Origin of the sequence: Microvirga lotononidis (assembly GCF_034627025.1) — a bacterium.
GTDB lineage: Bacteria > Pseudomonadota > Alphaproteobacteria > Rhizobiales > Beijerinckiaceae > Microvirga > Microvirga lotononidis.
This window is the reverse complement of the sequence record NZ_CP141048.1, coordinates 1,725,737-1,742,023: the sequence shown is the minus strand read 5'-3', so window position 1 is coordinate 1,742,023 and position 16,287 is coordinate 1,725,737. Positions and strand designations below refer to the sequence as shown.

12 protein-coding genes are annotated in these 16,287 nt (G+C 64.8%); 8 read left to right on the top strand and 4 right to left on the bottom strand.

Annotated elements, in window-relative coordinates:
* Positions 1–376: 376 nt before the first annotated feature.
* The 3 genes from hemE (at position 377) to rho (ending at position 3,565) form a co-directional block, all read left to right on the top strand.
* Positions 377–1,414, top strand: coding sequence for a uroporphyrinogen decarboxylase (hemE, locus tag U0023_RS08200; RefSeq protein ID WP_009490662.1), 1,038 nt, complete (start codon positions 377–379; stop codon positions 1,412–1,414).
* A 5-nt stretch (positions 1,415–1,419) separates the two neighbouring features.
* Positions 1,420–1,845 (top strand): protoporphyrinogen oxidase HemJ, encoded by a 426-nt coding sequence (gene hemJ, locus U0023_RS08195; protein ID WP_009490661.1) that lies wholly within the window; start codon positions 1,420–1,422, stop codon positions 1,843–1,845.
* Between the two features lie 454 nt (positions 1,846–2,299).
* On the top strand, positions 2,300–3,565 hold the full coding sequence (gene rho / locus U0023_RS08190; protein WP_009490660.1) for a transcription termination factor Rho: 1,266 nt from the start codon (positions 2,300–2,302) through the stop codon (positions 3,563–3,565).
* A 189-nt stretch (positions 3,566–3,754) separates the two neighbouring features.
* On the opposite strand, the gene U0023_RS08185 is transcribed toward rho, so the two are convergent.
* Positions 3,755–5,785 carry a thioredoxin domain-containing protein gene (locus U0023_RS08185; protein ID WP_009490658.1) on the bottom strand — a complete coding sequence of 677 codons (2,031 nt, stop codon included), beginning with the start codon at positions 5,783–5,785 and terminating at the stop codon, positions 3,755–3,757.
* 106 nt (positions 5,786–5,891) lie between these two features.
* Between U0023_RS08185 and mnmE the strand changes: the two genes are divergently transcribed.
* The 5 genes from mnmE to U0023_RS08160 all read left to right on the top strand — a co-directional run bounded on the left by mnmE (position 5,892) and on the right by U0023_RS08160 (position 11,934).
* Complete coding sequence (mnmE, locus tag U0023_RS08180) at positions 5,892–7,202, top strand: tRNA uridine-5-carboxymethylaminomethyl(34) synthesis GTPase MnmE (protein ID WP_009490657.1); 1,311 nt, start codon at positions 5,892–5,894, stop codon at positions 7,200–7,202.
* A 481-nt stretch (positions 7,203–7,683) separates the two neighbouring features.
* Positions 7,684–9,567: a tRNA uridine-5-carboxymethylaminomethyl(34) synthesis enzyme MnmG gene (gene mnmG / locus U0023_RS08175; protein WP_009490656.1), complete on the top strand. Its 1,884-nt coding sequence runs from the start codon at positions 7,684–7,686 to the stop codon at positions 9,565–9,567.
* The gene (rsmG, locus tag U0023_RS08170) at positions 9,564–10,193 is read left to right on the top strand and encodes a 16S rRNA (guanine(527)-N(7))-methyltransferase RsmG (protein WP_040638238.1); all 630 of its coding nucleotides are present in this window, start codon (positions 9,564–9,566) and stop codon (positions 10,191–10,193) included. Before mnmG ends, rsmG begins: the two co-directional genes overlap by 4 nt.
* The gene (locus U0023_RS08165) at positions 10,190–11,029 is read left to right on the top strand and encodes a ParA family protein (protein WP_009490654.1); all 840 of its coding nucleotides are present in this window, start codon (positions 10,190–10,192) and stop codon (positions 11,027–11,029) included. Before rsmG ends, U0023_RS08165 begins: the two co-directional genes overlap by 4 nt.
* 17 nt (positions 11,030–11,046) lie before the next feature.
* Positions 11,047–11,934: a ParB/RepB/Spo0J family partition protein gene (locus U0023_RS08160; protein ID WP_009490653.1), complete on the top strand. Its 888-nt coding sequence runs from the start codon at positions 11,047–11,049 to the stop codon at positions 11,932–11,934.
* Positions 11,935–12,103: 169 nt separating this feature from the next.
* On the opposite strand, the gene holA is transcribed toward U0023_RS08160, so the two are convergent.
* From holA to leuS, 3 genes are read right to left on the bottom strand one after another with little or no spacing between them, the layout of a single operon-like run.
* A complete protein-coding gene (gene holA, locus U0023_RS08155; protein ID WP_009490652.1) occupies positions 12,104–13,123 on the bottom strand; it encodes a DNA polymerase III subunit delta in 1,020 nt (339 codons plus the stop codon).
* 4 nt (positions 13,124–13,127) lie between these two features.
* The gene (gene lptE, locus U0023_RS08150) at positions 13,128–13,664 is read right to left on the bottom strand and encodes an LPS assembly lipoprotein LptE (protein ID WP_009490651.1); all 537 of its coding nucleotides are present in this window, start codon (positions 13,662–13,664) and stop codon (positions 13,128–13,130) included.
* Positions 13,651–16,272 carry a leucine--tRNA ligase gene (leuS, locus tag U0023_RS08145; RefSeq protein WP_040638237.1) on the bottom strand — a complete coding sequence of 874 codons (2,622 nt, stop codon included), beginning with the start codon at positions 16,270–16,272 and terminating at the stop codon, positions 13,651–13,653. Before leuS ends, lptE begins: the two co-directional genes overlap by 14 nt.
* Between the last annotated feature and the right edge of the window lie 15 nt (positions 16,273–16,287).

The window sequence follows — 16,287 nt, the reverse complement described above, 5'->3', positions numbered from 1 at the left end:
TTGGGTCCGATGCACGAGGAGTCGATCAGTGTGGATAAAACGCCCTTGTCCGGAGGTCCAGCCGAGAGGCCTGTGGGATTCGGCCGAAGCCATCAACAGGGCTCGTCGTTGTGCGAGTCTTGGAATGCCGATTTGGGAGAATCCGGCACGAATCGGCACCGAGAATTCGATTCAGATCTGGTTAATCTTCATTAACGGGCTGTTAAGATTTAAGAATTCGGAAAGGATTGTGACACCCTCGCCCCATCCGTTAATGACCCGTTAACGGCACAGGCCGTGTGGACCGCTTGTGGACGGACTTGCGGCTTTGCGATTCACGGCCCAAGAGAAACATCAGATTCTTAGATTCAAAGATTATATTTTTAAGAGAGGGCCTGTGAACGAGCGTCCCACCAAAGCGATCCTCCGCGTGCTGAACGGCGAACCGGTCTGGCCGCTTCCGATCTGGATCATGCGCCAAGCCGGCCGGTATCTGCCGGAATACCGGGAGACCCGGAAGCAGGCGGGCTCCTTCCTCGACCTCTGCTACAATCCGAGGCTTGCCGAGGAAGTGACCCTTCAGCCGATCCGGCGCTTCGGCTTCGACGCCTCGATCCTGTTCTCCGACATCCTTGTCATTCCCCATGCCCTGGGCCAGGAGGTTCGCTTCGTCGAGAACGAGGGCCCCAAGCTCGATCCGGTGACCTCCCAGGCGGATTTCTCGCGGCTTGCCGAGGAGCTGCCGCTGGAGCGCCTGGAACCCGTCTTCGAGACCCTGGACCGTTTGAGGCAGTCTCTGCCGAAGGAGACGACCCTTCTCGGCTTCTGCGGCGCGCCCTGGACGGTGGCGAGCTACATGATCGCCGGCAAGGGCACCCCCGACCAGGCGCCGGCCCGGCTCACCGCCTATCGCGATCCCGCCTTCATGGACGGGTTGATCGACAAACTGGTGCGGGCCTCCACGGCCTATCTCATCCGCCAGATCGACGCGGGCGCCGAGGCGGTGCAGATCTTCGAGAGCTTCGGCTCGGCCCTGCCGCCCGCTCTCTTCGACCGGCTGTCCCTGGACCCGATCCGGCGCATGGTGGAGGGTCTTAAGGAGGCCCGTCCCCAGGCGAAGGTGATCGTTTTCGTCCGCGGCGGCGGCGCGAACCTTCATCGCTTCGCCTCGGCCGGCATCGGCGATGCGCTCGCCCTCGACTGGACCCTCGATCCCGCCATCGTGCTGAAGACCCTGCCGGGCACGGTCGCGACCCAGGGCAATCTCGACCCCCTGGCGCTGATCGCCGGCGGAGCGGCCCTGACCGACGGCATCGACCATATCCTCGGCACGGTGCGCGGACGCCCGCACATCTTCAATCTCGGGCACGGCATCCTGCCGGAAACGCCCGTCGAGCATGTCGCGCAGATGATCGCTCGCGTAAGGGGAGCCTGAACGCCATGCTCTATCTCTGGCTCAAGGCGTTCCACGTGATCGCCGTCATCGCGTGGATGGCCGGTATGCTCTATCTGCCGCGCCTCTTCGTCTATCATTGCGACGCGCCGAAGGGCTCGATCCAGTCCGAGACCTTCAAGATCATGGAGCGGCGCCTGCTCAAGGCCATCATCAACCCGGCCATGGCGGTGACCTGGGTGCTCGGCCTGTATCTGGTCTGGGAGGGCGGCTGGTACAGCTCCGGCTGGCTCCATGCCAAGGTGCTGCTCGTCCTCGTCATGTCCGGCCTGCACGGGGTCTATGTGCGCCGGCTGAAGGAGTTCGCCGCGGACAAGAACACGAAGCCGGCGAAATATTACCGCATCCTCAACGAGGTCCCGACGCTTCTCCTGATCGGCATCGTGATCCTGGTGATCGTGAAGCCGTTCTGACATCGTCAGGATTGCGTCATCCCGGCGCCGCAGAGCGGAATCCAGGATCCCAGGACGAGGATGGCGCGGGAAGACCTCTCCCAAGGGGATAGGTCGGACCGGACGTCCAGGTGAGGGGTCAGCGTCGTCTCCGGATGGACCTGTAACTCCTCATCCCAGCCCTCTCCCTCAGGAAGAGGGAACGCAGCGTGCCATCCTGCCGCCGCTCCGAACCCCTTGCCCGCCTGGCCCGGAATGACCCTTTTGGATTCAATCCTTCAAAGCCTCTTGAGCCCCAGCCCGAATGAGGCTAAATAAGAATCCTCCTCCTCTAAAGACAGGTGCGCTGCACGGGGCCCCCGGGGCTCTCTCTCAAGTCACCCCTCGTGAACTGAGCGGCCCTGTCGAACGTTTCCCCGATCTCCTCCGCGTACAGCTCCATCTGCCCGCGAATTTACCCCGAGAGTGTTCCCCGATGAGGGAAATCAAACTTCAAGACCTGAAATCCAAGACGCCCACCGAACTCATTGCTTTCGCCGAAGAGCTCGAGGTCGAGAATGCGAGCACCATGCGCAAGCAGGAGCTCATGTTCGCCATCCTCAAGCAGCTGGCGGCCCGCGAGGTGGAAATCATCGGCGCCGGCGTCGTCGAGGTGCTGCAGGACGGCTTCGGCTTCCTGCGCTCGGCCGATTCGAACTACCTGCCCGGCCCCGACGACATTTATGTCAGCCCGAGCCAGATCCGGAAATTCGGCCTGCGCACCGGCGACACGGTGGACGGCCCGATCCGCGGCCCTAAGGAAGGCGAGCGCTATTTCGCCCTGCTCAAGGTCAACACGATCAATTTCGAGGATCCGGAGAAGATCCGGCACAAGGTTCATTTCGACAACCTGACGCCGCTCTTCCCGCATGAGCGCTTCAAGCTCGAGCTCGAGGATCCGACCCGGAAGGACTTCTCGCCCCGGATCATCGACATCGTGTCGCCCATCGGCAAGGGCCAGCGCGCCCTCATCGTGGCGCCGCCCCGCACCGGTAAGACGGTGCTGATGCAGAACGTGGCCCAGTCGATCACCACCAACCATCCCGAGTGCTACCTCATCGTGCTGCTCATCGACGAGCGCCCGGAGGAAGTGACCGACATGCAGCGCTCCGTGAAGGGCGAGGTCGTGGCCTCCACCTTCGACGAGCCGGCGACCCGCCACGTGCAGGTGGCCGAGATGGTGATCGAGAAGGCCAAGCGCCTCGTGGAGCACGGCCGCGACGTGGTCATCCTGCTCGACTCGATCACCCGCCTGGGCCGCGCCTACAACACGGTGGTGCCGTCCTCCGGCAAGGTGCTCACCGGCGGTGTCGACGCCAACGCCCTGCAGCGTCCGAAGCGCTTCTTCGGTGCGGCGCGCAACATCGAGGAGGGCGGTTCGCTCACCATCATCGCCACCGCGCTCATCGATACCGGCTCGCGCATGGACGAGGTGATCTTCGAAGAGTTCAAGGGCACCGGCAACTCGGAAATCATCCTCGACCGCAAGGTCGCCGACAAGCGGACCTTCCCGGCCATCGACATCACGCGGTCCGGCACCCGCAAGGAAGAGCTGCTGGTCCCGTCCGACACGCTCAAGAAGATGTACGTGCTGCGCCGCATCCTCAACCCGATGGGCACGGTCGACGCCATCGAGTTCCTGCTCGACAAGCTGCGCCAGACCAAGTCGAACCAGGAATTCTTCGACTCGATGAATACCTGAGGCGGCCGGACCGTCCGGCTCCGAACATCAGCCCACCCTCTCAAGCCGAGAGGGTGGGGTTTTTGTTTGCCGTCACACCACACCCATCAGCCACAGGACGATCAGGGTCAGCACGGCGGAGACCAGAAGCGAGCCCGCGCAGCCCAGGCGGTTCGAGAAAAAGAAAAACATCGCCGCTTCCCTGACGCCTCAATCCCTCGGAGCCGAGCCGATATCGGCGCTCGACATCTCCAGGACCTGCGCCTTCAACCCATCCGCGTCCGTCACGGGCAGCGAGCAGCGCATCCCCGCGCAGACGAGCGCCCGTGGTCCGGCGCCCGATGCGGCGAGGGCCTTGGCCGGATGGTTGTCGTCGAGCTCTTCGTCCGATTTCAGACGACGGATGCTGCGGATCGGGTAGGGGATCTTCAGCCCTGCCTCGAACAGGGCGTCGGCACCGTTTCCCGTGACGAGGATGGTCAGGCCCCGCAGGTGCAGGTCGAGGGCGTTGAGGATCGACGTATGACCGAGCGGCGAAGAGCGGGCGATTCCCCCGAGCTTGGTCAAGACTTCCGAGGCTTGCCGGAGATCGCCGTCCATTTCCGTGAGCTGCGCCAGGCGGACGAGAGCTTCGGCGCAGACCCCATTGGCGTTGGGGACCGCATCGTCCTGGGTCGGCTGCGGCCGGACCACCAGGGGGTCGGCGTTCCTTGCCGTCATGGCGAGGGCACCGGTGTCCTCTATCCGATAATCGGACATCAGCCGGTCGCGCCACGTCTGGGCGTCCCGGAGGTAAGCTTGGTCAGCCGTTACCTCGAAGAGCGCCAGGGCTGCCCGCATCATGGCGGCATGGTCGAGGGCGAAGCCCGGAACGATCAGCGCGCCGCCGCGCCAGGAATGGCCGAGCCGGCCGTCGCGGGTCATTGCTTCCGTGACGAAACGGTAGGCCCGTTGCGCGAGGGCGATCCAGTCGGGCCGGTCGAGCAGGGGAGAAGCCCGCACCAGCGCGGCGATCATGAGCCCGTTCCAGTCCGCCAGCACCTTGTCGTCGAGGCCGGGCCTCACCCGCGCCGACCGCCGTTCCAGCAGTTTCGCTCGCAGGGCGGCGAGGCGCTCTTCGATGGCGAGCGGAGCCACGCCGGAGAGGAGACGGTTCGGAATGTTGCGCCCCTCGAAATTGCCTTCTTCGGTGATATCGTAGACCTGTCCGAAGAAGGCCGCGTCCTCCTCGCCCAGGACCTCCCGGATCTCGGCGAGGCTCCAGACGTAGAACAGGCCTTCCTCGCCCTCCGAATCCGCGTCGAGGCTTGATGCGAACCCGCCCTCCGGTGTGGTCATCTCCCGCCCGAGCCAGATGACGATCCCCTCGGCCGCATCCCGGAACAGGGCGCGGCCGGTCTCGGCATAGGCCAGCCCATAGAGTTCCAGAAGCTGCGCATTGTCGTAGAGCATCTTCTCGAAATGCGGCACGAGCCAACGCTCGTCGACGGAGTAGCGGGCGAAGCCGCCGCCGAGATGATCGTGGATTCCCCCGAGCGCCATTCGCTCCAGGGTCAGGAGAAAGCGCCGCTTCGCCTCGCCGTCGCCCGTGCGGCCGGCATAGCGATAGAGACATTCGAGGATCGGCGGATTGGGAAACTTCGGTGCGCCCTGCAATCCGCCATTCTCGGTGTCGATCAGCTCGGCCAGACGGGCGCCCAGGCGGTCGAGATCAACGAGGCCGAGGGTGCCGCCGTCGCCCCTATCCGACCTCGCCAGATGCTGCTTGATCGCGTCCCGGTTCTTGAGGATGCGCTCCGGCTCGGAACGGTAGAGGCGGCTTATCTCGCGCAGCACGCCGACGAAGCCGGGCCGGCCGAAGCGCGGCTCCTTCGGAAAATAGGTGCCGCCCCAGAACGGTTCACCCTCCGGGGTGAGGAACATGGTGAGCGGCCATCCGCCGGGCTCGCCCAGGAGATGCAGGGCGCTCATATAGACATGGTCCACGTCCGGCCGCTCCTCGCGGTCGACCTTGATATTGACGAAGAGCTCGTTCATGACCGCCGCCACGTCAGCATCCTCGAAGCTTTCATGCGCCATCACATGGCACCAGTGGCAGGCGGCATAGCCGATGGAGATCAGAATCGGCTTGTCCAGCCGCTTGGCCTCGGCGAGGGCGTCGGGTCCCCATTCCCACCAATGGACAGGATTGGCCCTGTGCTGCAGAAGGTAGGGCGAGCTGGCCTCGTTCAGGCGGTTCATCGTGTCTGCTCCGGCGTCGCTCGTCGCTTGCTCGACCTGGGTTGCGGCTCGTGGCCTTAAGACTTCATCAACCTTAAATCCTCTCACGCTGACGAGGTTCATCCCCATGCGTTCCGACGACACGATCTTCGCCATCGCTTCCGGTCACGGCCGCGCCGCCGTGTGCCTGATCCGGATCAGCGGACCGGAGAGCCGCACGATCCTGGAGAGTATGGCCGGGAGGGTGCCGGAACCGCGGCGCGCGGTGGTGCGCACCCTGAAGGACCCGATGACGGGAGAGCCGCTCGATCAGGCCCTCGTCCTGTGGATGCCCGGACCGGGCAGCTTCACCGGCGAGGATCAGGCCGAGCTCCAGATCCATGGCGGGCTGGCGACCCGCGCCGCCGTGCTGCGCGCCCTCGGCTCCCTGGAGAATTGCCGCGCCGCGGAAGCCGGCGAGTTCACCCGACGGGCCTTCCTCAACGGGCGGATGGATCTTGCCCAGGTTGAGGGTCTGGCGGACATCATCGACGCCGAGACGGAGGCGCAGCGGCGGCAGGCCATGCGTCAGCTCGGCGGCCGGCTCGGGAATGCCGCCGAGGGCTGGCGCGAGAGCGTTCTGCAGGTTCTGGCGCTTCTCGAGGCGAGCCTCGATTTCTCGGACGAAGGGGACGTGCCGGAGGATCTCGAGGCGGAAAGCCTTCAGATGATCGACCAGGTCCGCGGCGAGATCGGCCAGGCCATGGCGAACCGCAGCGGCGAGCGCCTGCGCGAAGGCCTCACCGTCGTGCTCGCGGGGCCGCCGAACGCGGGCAAGTCGACCCTGTTGAATGCGCTTGCCCGGCGGGACGTGGCCATCGTATCGCCGATCGCCGGGACGACCCGCGACGTGATCGAGGTTCATTGCGACCTCGGCGGATTGCCTGTGATCATCGTCGATACGGCGGGCCTGCGGGAGAGCGCCGATGCGATCGAGCAGGAGGGGGTGTCCCGTGCCCGGGCCCGGGCGGAGAATGCCGACCTGGTGCTCTGGCTCGTACCTCCGGAAGGTGAAGAGAGTGCGCCACCTCCGGCGCGTCGCCTTCTACGGGTCGGTACGAAGTCGGACCTGGACCGGACGAGCTGGGATTGCGACCTGACGATCGCCGCTGCCACGGGCGAGGGCCTGCCGGAGCTGATCGCACGGTTGGAAGAGGAAGCCGCCGCGCTGATCGGGCAGGGGGATGCCATCGTGACCCGCGAGCGTCACCGGAGGGCGCTTGAGCGGGCCCATGGGGCGCTCGATCGTTCACGCGCGATGCTCGTGAGCCACGGGCCTCTCGAACTGGCCGCCGAGGAAGTGCGCATGGCGGCTCGCTCCATCGGCGAGATCACTGGCCGGGTGGATGTGGAGGACGTGCTCGACCGGCTGTTCTCCAGCTTCTGCATCGGCAAGTAACGGGCGGGCGGGCGGGCCGTCACCGAATCTGTGAGAGTCCCGTTTCGCCTGTTCACGAATCGGTGGAACAATGCTGAATCCGGATGGCACATCGTGTGAATGGAATGTGCAGAACCGGGGCGGATCCAAAATGTTTCACGTGAAACATTTTGCCCTTTTGACCTCCGTCGTGCGGACCCCTAAAGCATCGGACCCATAAGTCGGGTCCGCTATTTGGGTCCGATCCGATGCTCTTGTCTCATCAGAGCATCGGACGCAAAGGTCAGACCCGCTTACGCCTGAAATGGCGCGAGGCCGAATGTTGCGAGCATTGGACGTGACGGCGCATTAACGTCCTGTGCTTTAGAACCCAGGCCCATCGCGTAAGAACAAGGTGTTTTCAGTTTCCCGTGTCGGGCACCACGCTCGACATGGGGGAGCATCGATCCAATCCCGAGGGAAGATCTGCCCGAGGATGCGGTGCCCCGCATTGGAGAATGTCATGAGTCAGGTGTTCGATGTGATCGTCGTGGGCGGCGGTCATGCGGGGTCCGAGGCAGCCGCGGCGGCAGCCCGCATGGGCGCGCGCACGGCTCTCGTCACCCATAAGCTCGCCACCATCGGGGCCATGTCCTGCAACCCGGCCATCGGCGGTCTCGGCAAGGGTCACCTCGTGCGCGAGATCGATGCTCTCGACGGGGTCATGGGACGTATCGCTGATCGGGCCGGTATCCAGTTCCGTCTGCTCAACCGCCGCAAGGGTCCGGCCGTCCGAGGACCGCGCACCCAGGCGGATCGCAAGCTTTATGCCCGTGCCATGCAGGCGGAGCTGCTGCGGACGCCGAACCTGTCCATTGTCGAAGGGGAGGCGGATGATCTCGTCGTCCGGGACGGCCGGATCGTCGGTCTTCTCCTGACCGACGGACGCATTCTCGCGACCGCTTCGGTGGTCATCACCACCGGCACCTTCCTGTCCGGCCTGATTCATATCGGTGAGAAGAAGATTCCGGCGGGACGCATGGGGGAGCGCCCGTCCCTGGGCCTGCCGAAGACCTTCGCGCGGCTTGGCTTCACCCTCGGGCGGCTCAAGACGGGCACCCCGCCACGCCTCGACGGCCGTACCATCGACTGGGCCGGCGTCGACAAGCAGGCGGCCGATGACGAGCCGGTGCCGTTCTCCCTCCTGACCACCCGGATCGAGAACCCGCAGATCGAGTGTGGCATCACCCGGACCACGGACAAGGTGCATTCCCTGATCCGCGACAACCTGCATCGCTCGGCCATGTATTCCGGCGAGATCCAGGGCAGGGGACCCCGCTATTGCCCGTCCATCGAGGACAAGGTGGTGCGTTTCGGCGACCGGGACGGTCACCAGATCTTCCTCGAGCCCGAGGGCCTCGACGACATTACGGTCTATCCGAACGGGATCTCCACCTCCCTGCCGGAGGACGTGCAGCTTGCCTTCCTCCAGCATATCCCGGGCCTGAAGAACGTCCGGATGCTCCAGCCCGCCTATGCCATCGAGTACGATTACGTGGACCCGCGCAACCTGACAGCTGCGCTCGAGACCAAGGCGGTCCAGGGCCTCTTTCTCGCAGGCCAGATCAACGGTACGACGGGCTACGAGGAGGCGGCGGCCCAGGGGCTGGTGGCCGGCATCAATGCGGCCCGCAGGGCCTGCGGGCTAGACGGCACCGTGTTCGACCGGGCCGAATCCTACATCGGCGTGCTCATCGACGACCTGATCACCCGGGGTGTGAGCGAGCCCTACCGGATGTTCACCTCCCGATCCGAGTATCGCTTGAGCCTGCGCATCGACAATGTGGATGAGCGCCTGACGGGAAAAGGCCTTGAACTCGGCTGCGTCGCCTCGGAGCGCGAACGGCATTTCCAGCAGTCGCAGTCGGAGATTCGGGAGACGCGGCAGCGCCTTCAGGCCCTCATGCTGACGCCGCAGGAGGCTTCCCGCCACGGGATCGACCTGAACCAGGACGGAGTTCGCCGCTCGGCCTACCAGCTCCTGTCCTATCCGAATATCGGCTGGAACGACTTGATCCGGGTCTGGCCTGATCTGTCCGGCGTCGGCGTTGCCGTGAAAGAGCGGCTGGAAACGGACGCGACTTATGCGGTCTATCTCGACCGCCAGCAGGCCGACATTGCTGCCTACCGCCGGGACGAGAGCGTCGTTCTGGAGGAGAGCATCGATTTTCAGGGCTTGCCCGGATTGTCGAACGAGATCAAGGCCAAGCTCGATCTCGTGCGCCCGAAGACCCTGGGACAGGCGGCACGGATCGAGGGGATCACCCCCGCCGCCCTGACCCTTCTTGCCGCGCATGCCCGCAAGAATTCGAGCCGGAGCAGCCGCGTGGCTGAACCTGCGGCATGACGGAACCTCGCATGACCACCGCATCCGACCTGAATGTTTCACGTGAAACATTCGAGAAGCTGGAACTGCTGGAGCGCGAGCTTCGCCGCTGGCAGGCAATCAAGAACCTGGTTGGCCCGGCCACGCTGACCCAGATCTGGGACCGCCATATCGTCGATTCGCTCCAGCTTCTCGACCTCGCGCCCGATGCCGGAACCTGGCTGGACCTGGGATCCGGTGCCGGCTTTCCTGGTCTGGTTCTTGCCATCGCAGGAGCGGAAAGGGGGCTCAATGTCCACCTCGTTGAGAGCAATTCGCGCAAATGTGCCTTCCTTCGCCACATCGCCCGGCTCACGGGCGTATCGGCGACGATCCATGAAACGCGGCTTGAAACCGTGGTGCCGACCTTCGTCGGCAAGGCCGACGTGGTCTCAGCGCGCGCTTTGGCGTCCCTTGCCATGCTGCTGGATTGGACCGCCCCCTTGTTGAAAGCGGGGACAATAGGCCTGTTTCCCAAAGGGCGGGACGCCGAGACTGAATTGACCGAGGCGCGGAAAAAGTGGACATTCGCGGCAGAGATCCTGCCGAGCCTGACCGATTCCGAAGCCAGGATTCTTCGCATAACCTCCATCGAGAGCCATTCATGATGACCGATCGCAACGGATCCGAAGCAGGCGCGCGTGGCGTGACACCACGCGTTCTCGTGCTCGCCAACCAGAAGGGGGGCGTCGGCAAGACCACGACGGCGATCAACCTCGGCACTGCGCTTGCCGCCATCGGCGAGAAGGTCCTGATCATCGATCTCGATCCGCAGGGCAACGCTTCGACGGGTTTGGGGATCGACCGCAAGAGCCGCCAAGTCTCGACGTACCATGTGCTCGCCGGGGAAGCGTCGCTGTCTGCGGCGATCACCGAGACCGTCGTGCCCGGTTTGTCGGTCGCGCCGTCGACTCTCGACCTGCTCGGCGTCGAGCTGGAGATCGCTCACGAACGGAATCGGTCGCACCGGCTCCGCTCGGCGATTCAGAGCCTTTCCGGCTTCGAGGTAAGCGAACCTTTTACCTATATTTTGATCGATTGTCCGCCATCGCTCAATCTTTTGACCATCAATGCCTTGGTCGCTGCCGACGCGGTTCTGGTCCCCCTCCAATGCGAATTTTTTGCTCTGGAAGGCCTCAGCCAGTTGCTCAAGACGGTCGAACAGGTCCGTTCGGCTCTCAACCCGGATTTGTCGATCCACGGCGTCGTGCTGACCATGTTCGACCCGCGCAACAACCTCTCGGGCCAAGTGGTGGCCGACGTGCGCGAGTTCATGGGCAACAAAGTCTACGAGACCATGATCCCGCGGAACGTTCGCGTGTCCGAGGCGCCGTCGCACGGCAAGCCCGTCCTGCTCTACGACCTGAAATGCGCCGGCTCGCAGGCCTATCTCCGTTTGGCATCCGAAGTCATTCAGCGTGAGCGCGCCCTGCGCGCGGCATAAAATATTTGAGAGAGACAATGGCAGAAGAAGGTAAGTCGCGCCTGGGTCGTGGATTGGCCGCCCTGATCGGGGAGGTCGGGGACGAGATCGGCAATCTCGAACGCAAGGGTTTCGTGCCCCGCCACGTGCCGGTGGAGTTCCTGCGCCCGAACCCGCGCAACCCGCGCAAGGTCTTCGACGACGAGGATCTGCAGGAACTGACCCAGTCGATCAAGGATCGTGGCATCATCCAGCCCATCGTGGTGCGCTCCCTCGTGCCGGGTTCAACCGAAAACTACGAGATCGTCGCCGGCGAGCGCCGCTGGCGCGCGGCCCAGAAGGCGGGCCTGCACAAGGTGCCGGTGGTTGTCGTCACCATCGACGACAAGACCTCGCTCGAATACGCGATCCTCGAAAACGTCCAGCGCGCCGACCTCAACCCGATCGAGGAATCGGAGGGCTATTCGCGCCTGATGGTCGAGTTCTCCTACACGCAGGAGAACCTCTCGAAGATCATCGGCAAGAGCCGCAGCCACATCGCCAACATGCTGCGCCTTGCCGATCTTCCGGCCGGCGTGCGCAAGCTCCTGATGGAGCGCAAGCTCACGGCGGGCCACGGCCGCGCGCTTCTGTCCGTGAAGGATCCGGTCCAGGTCGCCAAGCGCGTCATCGACGAGGGCCTGAGCGTGCGTCAGGTCGAGGAGATCGCGCAGAATGACAACGCGACGCCCGAGAAGGCGGAAGCCAAGGCGGAGAAGGCCGCCAAGGCTGAGAAGGACCCGGATACCCGTGCCCTCGAAAGAGCCCTGCAGGATGTGCTCGGCCTTACCGTCAGCATCGATCACAAGGCCAAGGGCGGCGAATTGCGCATCAAGTACAAGACCCTGGAACAGCTCGACGGCCTGTGCCGGCGGTTGAATCCCTGAGCGCCAGATCGTCCTTCTCGACGATACGCAGGTTCAAGCCGCACATTTCCCACGTCATCACCGGCCTTGTGCCGGTGATTTCGTTTGAAAGAGCGCGGCGCTTCATGGCAGCGGGATAGCCGACGCAAGGCCTGACAGGGCGTGATACTTGTTCTGCCGAGACAGGTTTTTACCGCCGTGCCGCCCGCGCGATATCCAGCAGGGTCTTAGCCGCGATCGTGTCGTCCAGGTCGGCGAGGCGGCGGGTCTGCAACAGGCTTGCCTGGAGAAGCGCGACGACGGTCTTGAGATTGTCGCTCGTCCAGCGCTGAAGGTGGCGCTCCACCAGGGGCTTGCGCCGGAAATGCAGGCTGCGCATGGTTTCCAAGACGGCGGGGATCGGCCGTCCTTCCTCTACGGAAATGCGCGCCGTCAGCAGCATCAGGGCATGGCGCAAGGCTGCACCGAGCAGAACCGCCGCATTGACGCCCTCGGCAGCCAGACGCCGGGAGCCGGTTTCCAGGCCCGTGCCCTCGCCGCCGAAGGCGGCATCGACGACCGCGTCCATGGCCAGGCTCGACACGTCGCTCATGATCGCGTCCACATCGGCCAGCGTGATCTCGCGCTGCCCATGGGCGTAGAGCATCAGCTTGGCGAGTTCACCCCGGGTCGCCAGTCGGTCACCGCCGAGGCTCGCGATCAGGGCCGTGCGCGCGTCGCGCTGGATGGAAAAGCCGTTCGCCTTCAGGGTCTCGTCGACGACCGTGCCGAGGTCGCGGCCCGTATCGGCGTAGCAGGGCAGGGCGAGCGCCTTCTGCGAGCGCTCGCAGAGGGTCCTCAACGGTGACGATTTCTGCAGATCGCCGCCCTCGATGACGATCACCGTATCCTGGAGCTCGCCTTTCAGGACCGCATCGACCGCTGGCGCGATGTTGCGCGAGGTCGATTTCACCCAGATGGCGCGCTTAGCCCCGAACAGGCCCATCGTGCCGGCCTCGTCCGCCAGCCGGGCGGGATCGGCGGCGATGTCGTCGCCGTCGATGCGGATGAGCTGGAAGGGATCCGACGGGTCGTCCACCGAGCGCTCGGCCACGGCGCGGGCGCGCTCGTTGATCAGGCCCATGTCGGGTCCGTAGAACAGGAAGACTCCGATCCGCGGATCGGGGCGCCGCAGCGCCCCATCCACGTCACCGGCCTTGACGGCGACCATCGGTTCAGCTTGCGGTTGCGAGAGTCGCCGACAGCCGGGTCTTCACCTGCTCGGCCAGATCCTTGGCCATCCTGATTTCCGCATCGCGGCCCGCCCGGATATTGGCGAAGCGCTGCGGGAAGCGGTCGAAGCTGGTGGAAGAAGTCGCGGTTCCCTGGGTGACCACGGTCTTTCCGTCGAGGCTCGTCAGGGTATAGGTCAGGGTGCCGGCGACGATGACCGAGCTGGCGGTGCCCGTGTTGGTGTCGACGACCGGGCTCGACCGGCTCTCGCTCAGTTTCATGGTGAGCTTGTAGCGCTTCGGCGTCTGCGATCCCGAGCCGTTGAGGGCATAGATCATCTCGCTGCGCAGGTAATGGCCGACATTCGCAAGCGACGGCGGCCAGTCCATCGTCGGCACGTCGATGGAGGCGAGCACCGTCTGGAGCGACTCGCCCGAGGCCGTCGGACCGTAGAGTGGACGGAAGCACGCGGACAGGCCGAGAGACAGGCCCGCCACGACAACCACGTGAGCAAGGCTCTTCAACTTAAGCGACGACATTCACGATCCTTTGGGGAACCACGATGATCTTGCGGGCGGGCTTCCCTTCCATGGCCTTCTGCACGGCCTCAAGCGAGAGCACAGCCGCCTCGACTGTAGCCTGATCCGCATCCCGGGCAACCGTCACGTCGGCCCGCTTCTTGCCGTTGACCTGAACCGGCAGGGTAACCGTGTCCTCCACCAGCAGCGACCGGTCGAGAACCGGCCAGGCGGCGTCCGACACGAGGCCCGGCTGGCTTAAGGATTCCCAGCACTCCTCGGCGAGGTGCGGCATCATCGGTGCAAGCAGCTGCACGAAGATGCGACCCGCCTCGGCGAAAGCCGCGCCCGAGCCCGGCTCGTTGCCGGCCTTGGCCTGGTTGGACAGATCCTGCAGGGCGTTGGCCAGTTCGTAGAGATGGGCCACGCAGCGGTTGAAGCGCAGGCGCTCCACGTCGTCCTCGACGGCCGCCAGTGCCTTGTGCGCGGCCTTGCGGACGGCAAGCGCGATCGGGCCGTCGCCGGCAGCGCCATCGGGGCTGCCGATGCGCTCGGCGATGTCGCCGATCAGGCGCCACACGCGCTGCACGAAGCGGCCCGCGCCCTGCACGCCTTCCTCGGTCCAGATCACGTCGCGCTCGGGCGGCGAGTCGGAGAGCATGAACCAGCGGGCGGTGTCGGCCCCATAGGACGCGATGATCTCGTCCGGATCGACCGTGTTCTTCTTCGACTTCGACATCTTCTCGATGGAGCCGATCTCGATGGGCGCGCCGGTCTCCACATGGAAGGCCTTGCGGGTATTGCCCTGAGTCTCGAAGCGCACGTCGGAGGGCAGAACCCAGCCGCCGTTGGCGTCCTTGTAGGTCTCGTGGACCACCATGCCCTGGGTGAACAGGCCCGCGAAGGGCTCGTCCAGGCCGGCATGGCCCGTCTCCCGCATCGCGCGGGTGAAGAAGCGCGAATAGAGCAGGTGCAGGATCGCGTGCTCGATGCCGCCGATATACTGGTCGACCGGCAGCCAGGCATCGACCGTCGCCCGGTCGGTGGGCTCGTTCGTCAGGGTCGGATCCGTGAAGCGCGCGAAGTACCAGGACGAATCCACGAACGTGTCCATCGTGTCCGTCTCGCGCCGGGCCTTAGCCCCGCATTGCGGGCAATCCACGTGCTTCCAGGTCGGGTGGCGATCGAGCGGGTTGCCCGGCACGTCGAAGGAAACGTCCTCCGGCAGTTCAACCGGAAGTTGGTTCTTCGGCACCGGCACGACGCCGCAGGCATCGCAATGGATGATCGGGATCGGGCAGCCCCAGTAGCGCTGGCGCGAGATGCCCCAGTCGCGAAGGCGGAAATTCACCTTGCGCTCGGCCACCGGGCGATTGCCCCGGGTCTCGTTCTCCAGGCGGCGGGCGACCTCTTCCTTGGCCTCCGCGATGGTCATGCCGTCGAGGAAGCGGGAATTGATCATCCGGCCGTCGCCGTCATAGGCCACGTCGGTGACGACGAAGGAGGCCGGGTCCACGTCCGGAGGGCAGACGACAGGCGTGTTGCCCAGGCCGTACTTGTTGACGAAATCCAGGTCGCGCTGGTCGTGCGCCGGGCAGCCGAAGATCGCGCCCGTGCCGTATTCCATCAGGATGAAGTTCGCCACGTAGACGGGCAGCGTCCAGTTCGGATCGAAGGGGTGCTCGGCGCGGACGCCCGTGTCGAAGCCGAGTTTCTCGGCCTTGTCGATGGTCTCCTGGGCCGTGCCCATGCGCTTGGTTTCTTCGATGAACGCCGCCAGCTCCGGGTTCTTCTCGGCGGCGGCCTTCGCCAGCGGGTGATCGGGCGCAACCGCCATGAACTTCGCGCCGAACAGGGTGTCGGGGCGCGTGGTGTAGATCTGCAGCTCGGTCTCGCCGTTCGGCACGGTGTCCGGCTTCAGGGCGAAGCGGACCAGCAGGCCCTCGGAGCGGCCGATCCAGTTGCGCTGCATCAGGCGCACCTTCTCCGGCCAGCGGTCCAGGCTGTCGAGCCGGTCGTCCAGATCCTGGGCGAAATCGGTGATCTTCAGGAACCACTGGGTCAGCTCACGCTGCTCGACCAGGGCGCCCGAACGCCAGCCGCGCCCGTCGATCACCTGCTCGTTGGCCAGCACCGTGTGGTCGACCGGATCCCAGTTCACCTTCGCGGTCTTGCGATCGACGAGGCCCTTTTCCAGGAAGTCCAGGAACATGCGCTGCTGGTGCTTGTAATAGCTCGGATCGCAGGTCGCGATCTCGCGGCTCCAGTCCAGCGACAGGCCCATGCTCTGCAGCTGGGCGCGCATGGTGGCGATGTTGGCGTAGGTCCATTCCTTGGGGTGGACCTTGTTCTGCATGGCGGCGTTCTCGGCCGGCATGCCGAAGGCGTCCCAGCCCATCGGGTGGAGCACGTTGAAGCCCTTGGCCCGCTTGTAGCGCGCCACCACGTCGCCCATGGTGTAGTTGCGCACGTGGCCCATATGGATGCGTCCCGACGGATAGGGAAACATCTCGAGCACGTAGTATTTCGGCCGTGGATCGTCGTTATTCGTCTTGAACAGGTCGCGGTCGTTCCAGACCTGCCGCCATTTCAGCTCGGCTTCCTTGGCGTTGTAGCGCTCGGGCCTCATTTTTCTCGTCACATC

Excerpts from the sequence above, each read along its gene's own strand:
- U0023_RS08160 (WP_009490653.1), top strand. The coding sequence starts at position 11,047 with ATGGCAGAAGAAGGTAAGTCGCGCCTGGGTCGTGGATTGGCCGCCCTG.
- leuS (WP_040638237.1), bottom strand. The coding sequence starts at position 16,272 with ATGAGGCCCGAGCGCTACAACGCCAAGGAAGCCGAGCTGAAATGGCGG.
- lptE (WP_009490651.1), bottom strand. The coding sequence starts at position 13,664 with ATGTCGTCGCTTAAGTTGAAGAGCCTTGCTCACGTGGTTGTCGTGGCG.
- hemJ (WP_009490661.1), top strand. The coding sequence starts at position 1,420 with ATGCTCTATCTCTGGCTCAAGGCGTTCCACGTGATCGCCGTCATCGCG.
- rho (WP_009490660.1), top strand. The coding sequence starts at position 2,300 with ATGAGGGAAATCAAACTTCAAGACCTGAAATCCAAGACGCCCACCGAA.
- mnmE (WP_009490657.1), top strand. The coding sequence starts at position 5,892 with ATGCGTTCCGACGACACGATCTTCGCCATCGCTTCCGGTCACGGCCGC.
- holA (WP_009490652.1), bottom strand. The coding sequence starts at position 13,123 with ATGGTCGCCGTCAAGGCCGGTGACGTGGATGGGGCGCTGCGGCGCCCC.
- rsmG (WP_040638238.1), top strand. The coding sequence starts at position 9,564 with ATGACGGAACCTCGCATGACCACCGCATCCGACCTGAATGTTTCACGT.
- U0023_RS08165 (WP_009490654.1), top strand. The coding sequence starts at position 10,190 with ATGATGACCGATCGCAACGGATCCGAAGCAGGCGCGCGTGGCGTGACA.
- U0023_RS08185 (WP_009490658.1), bottom strand. The coding sequence starts at position 5,785 with ATGAACCGCCTGAACGAGGCCAGCTCGCCCTACCTTCTGCAGCACAGG.
- mnmG (WP_009490656.1), top strand. The coding sequence starts at position 7,684 with ATGAGTCAGGTGTTCGATGTGATCGTCGTGGGCGGCGGTCATGCGGGG.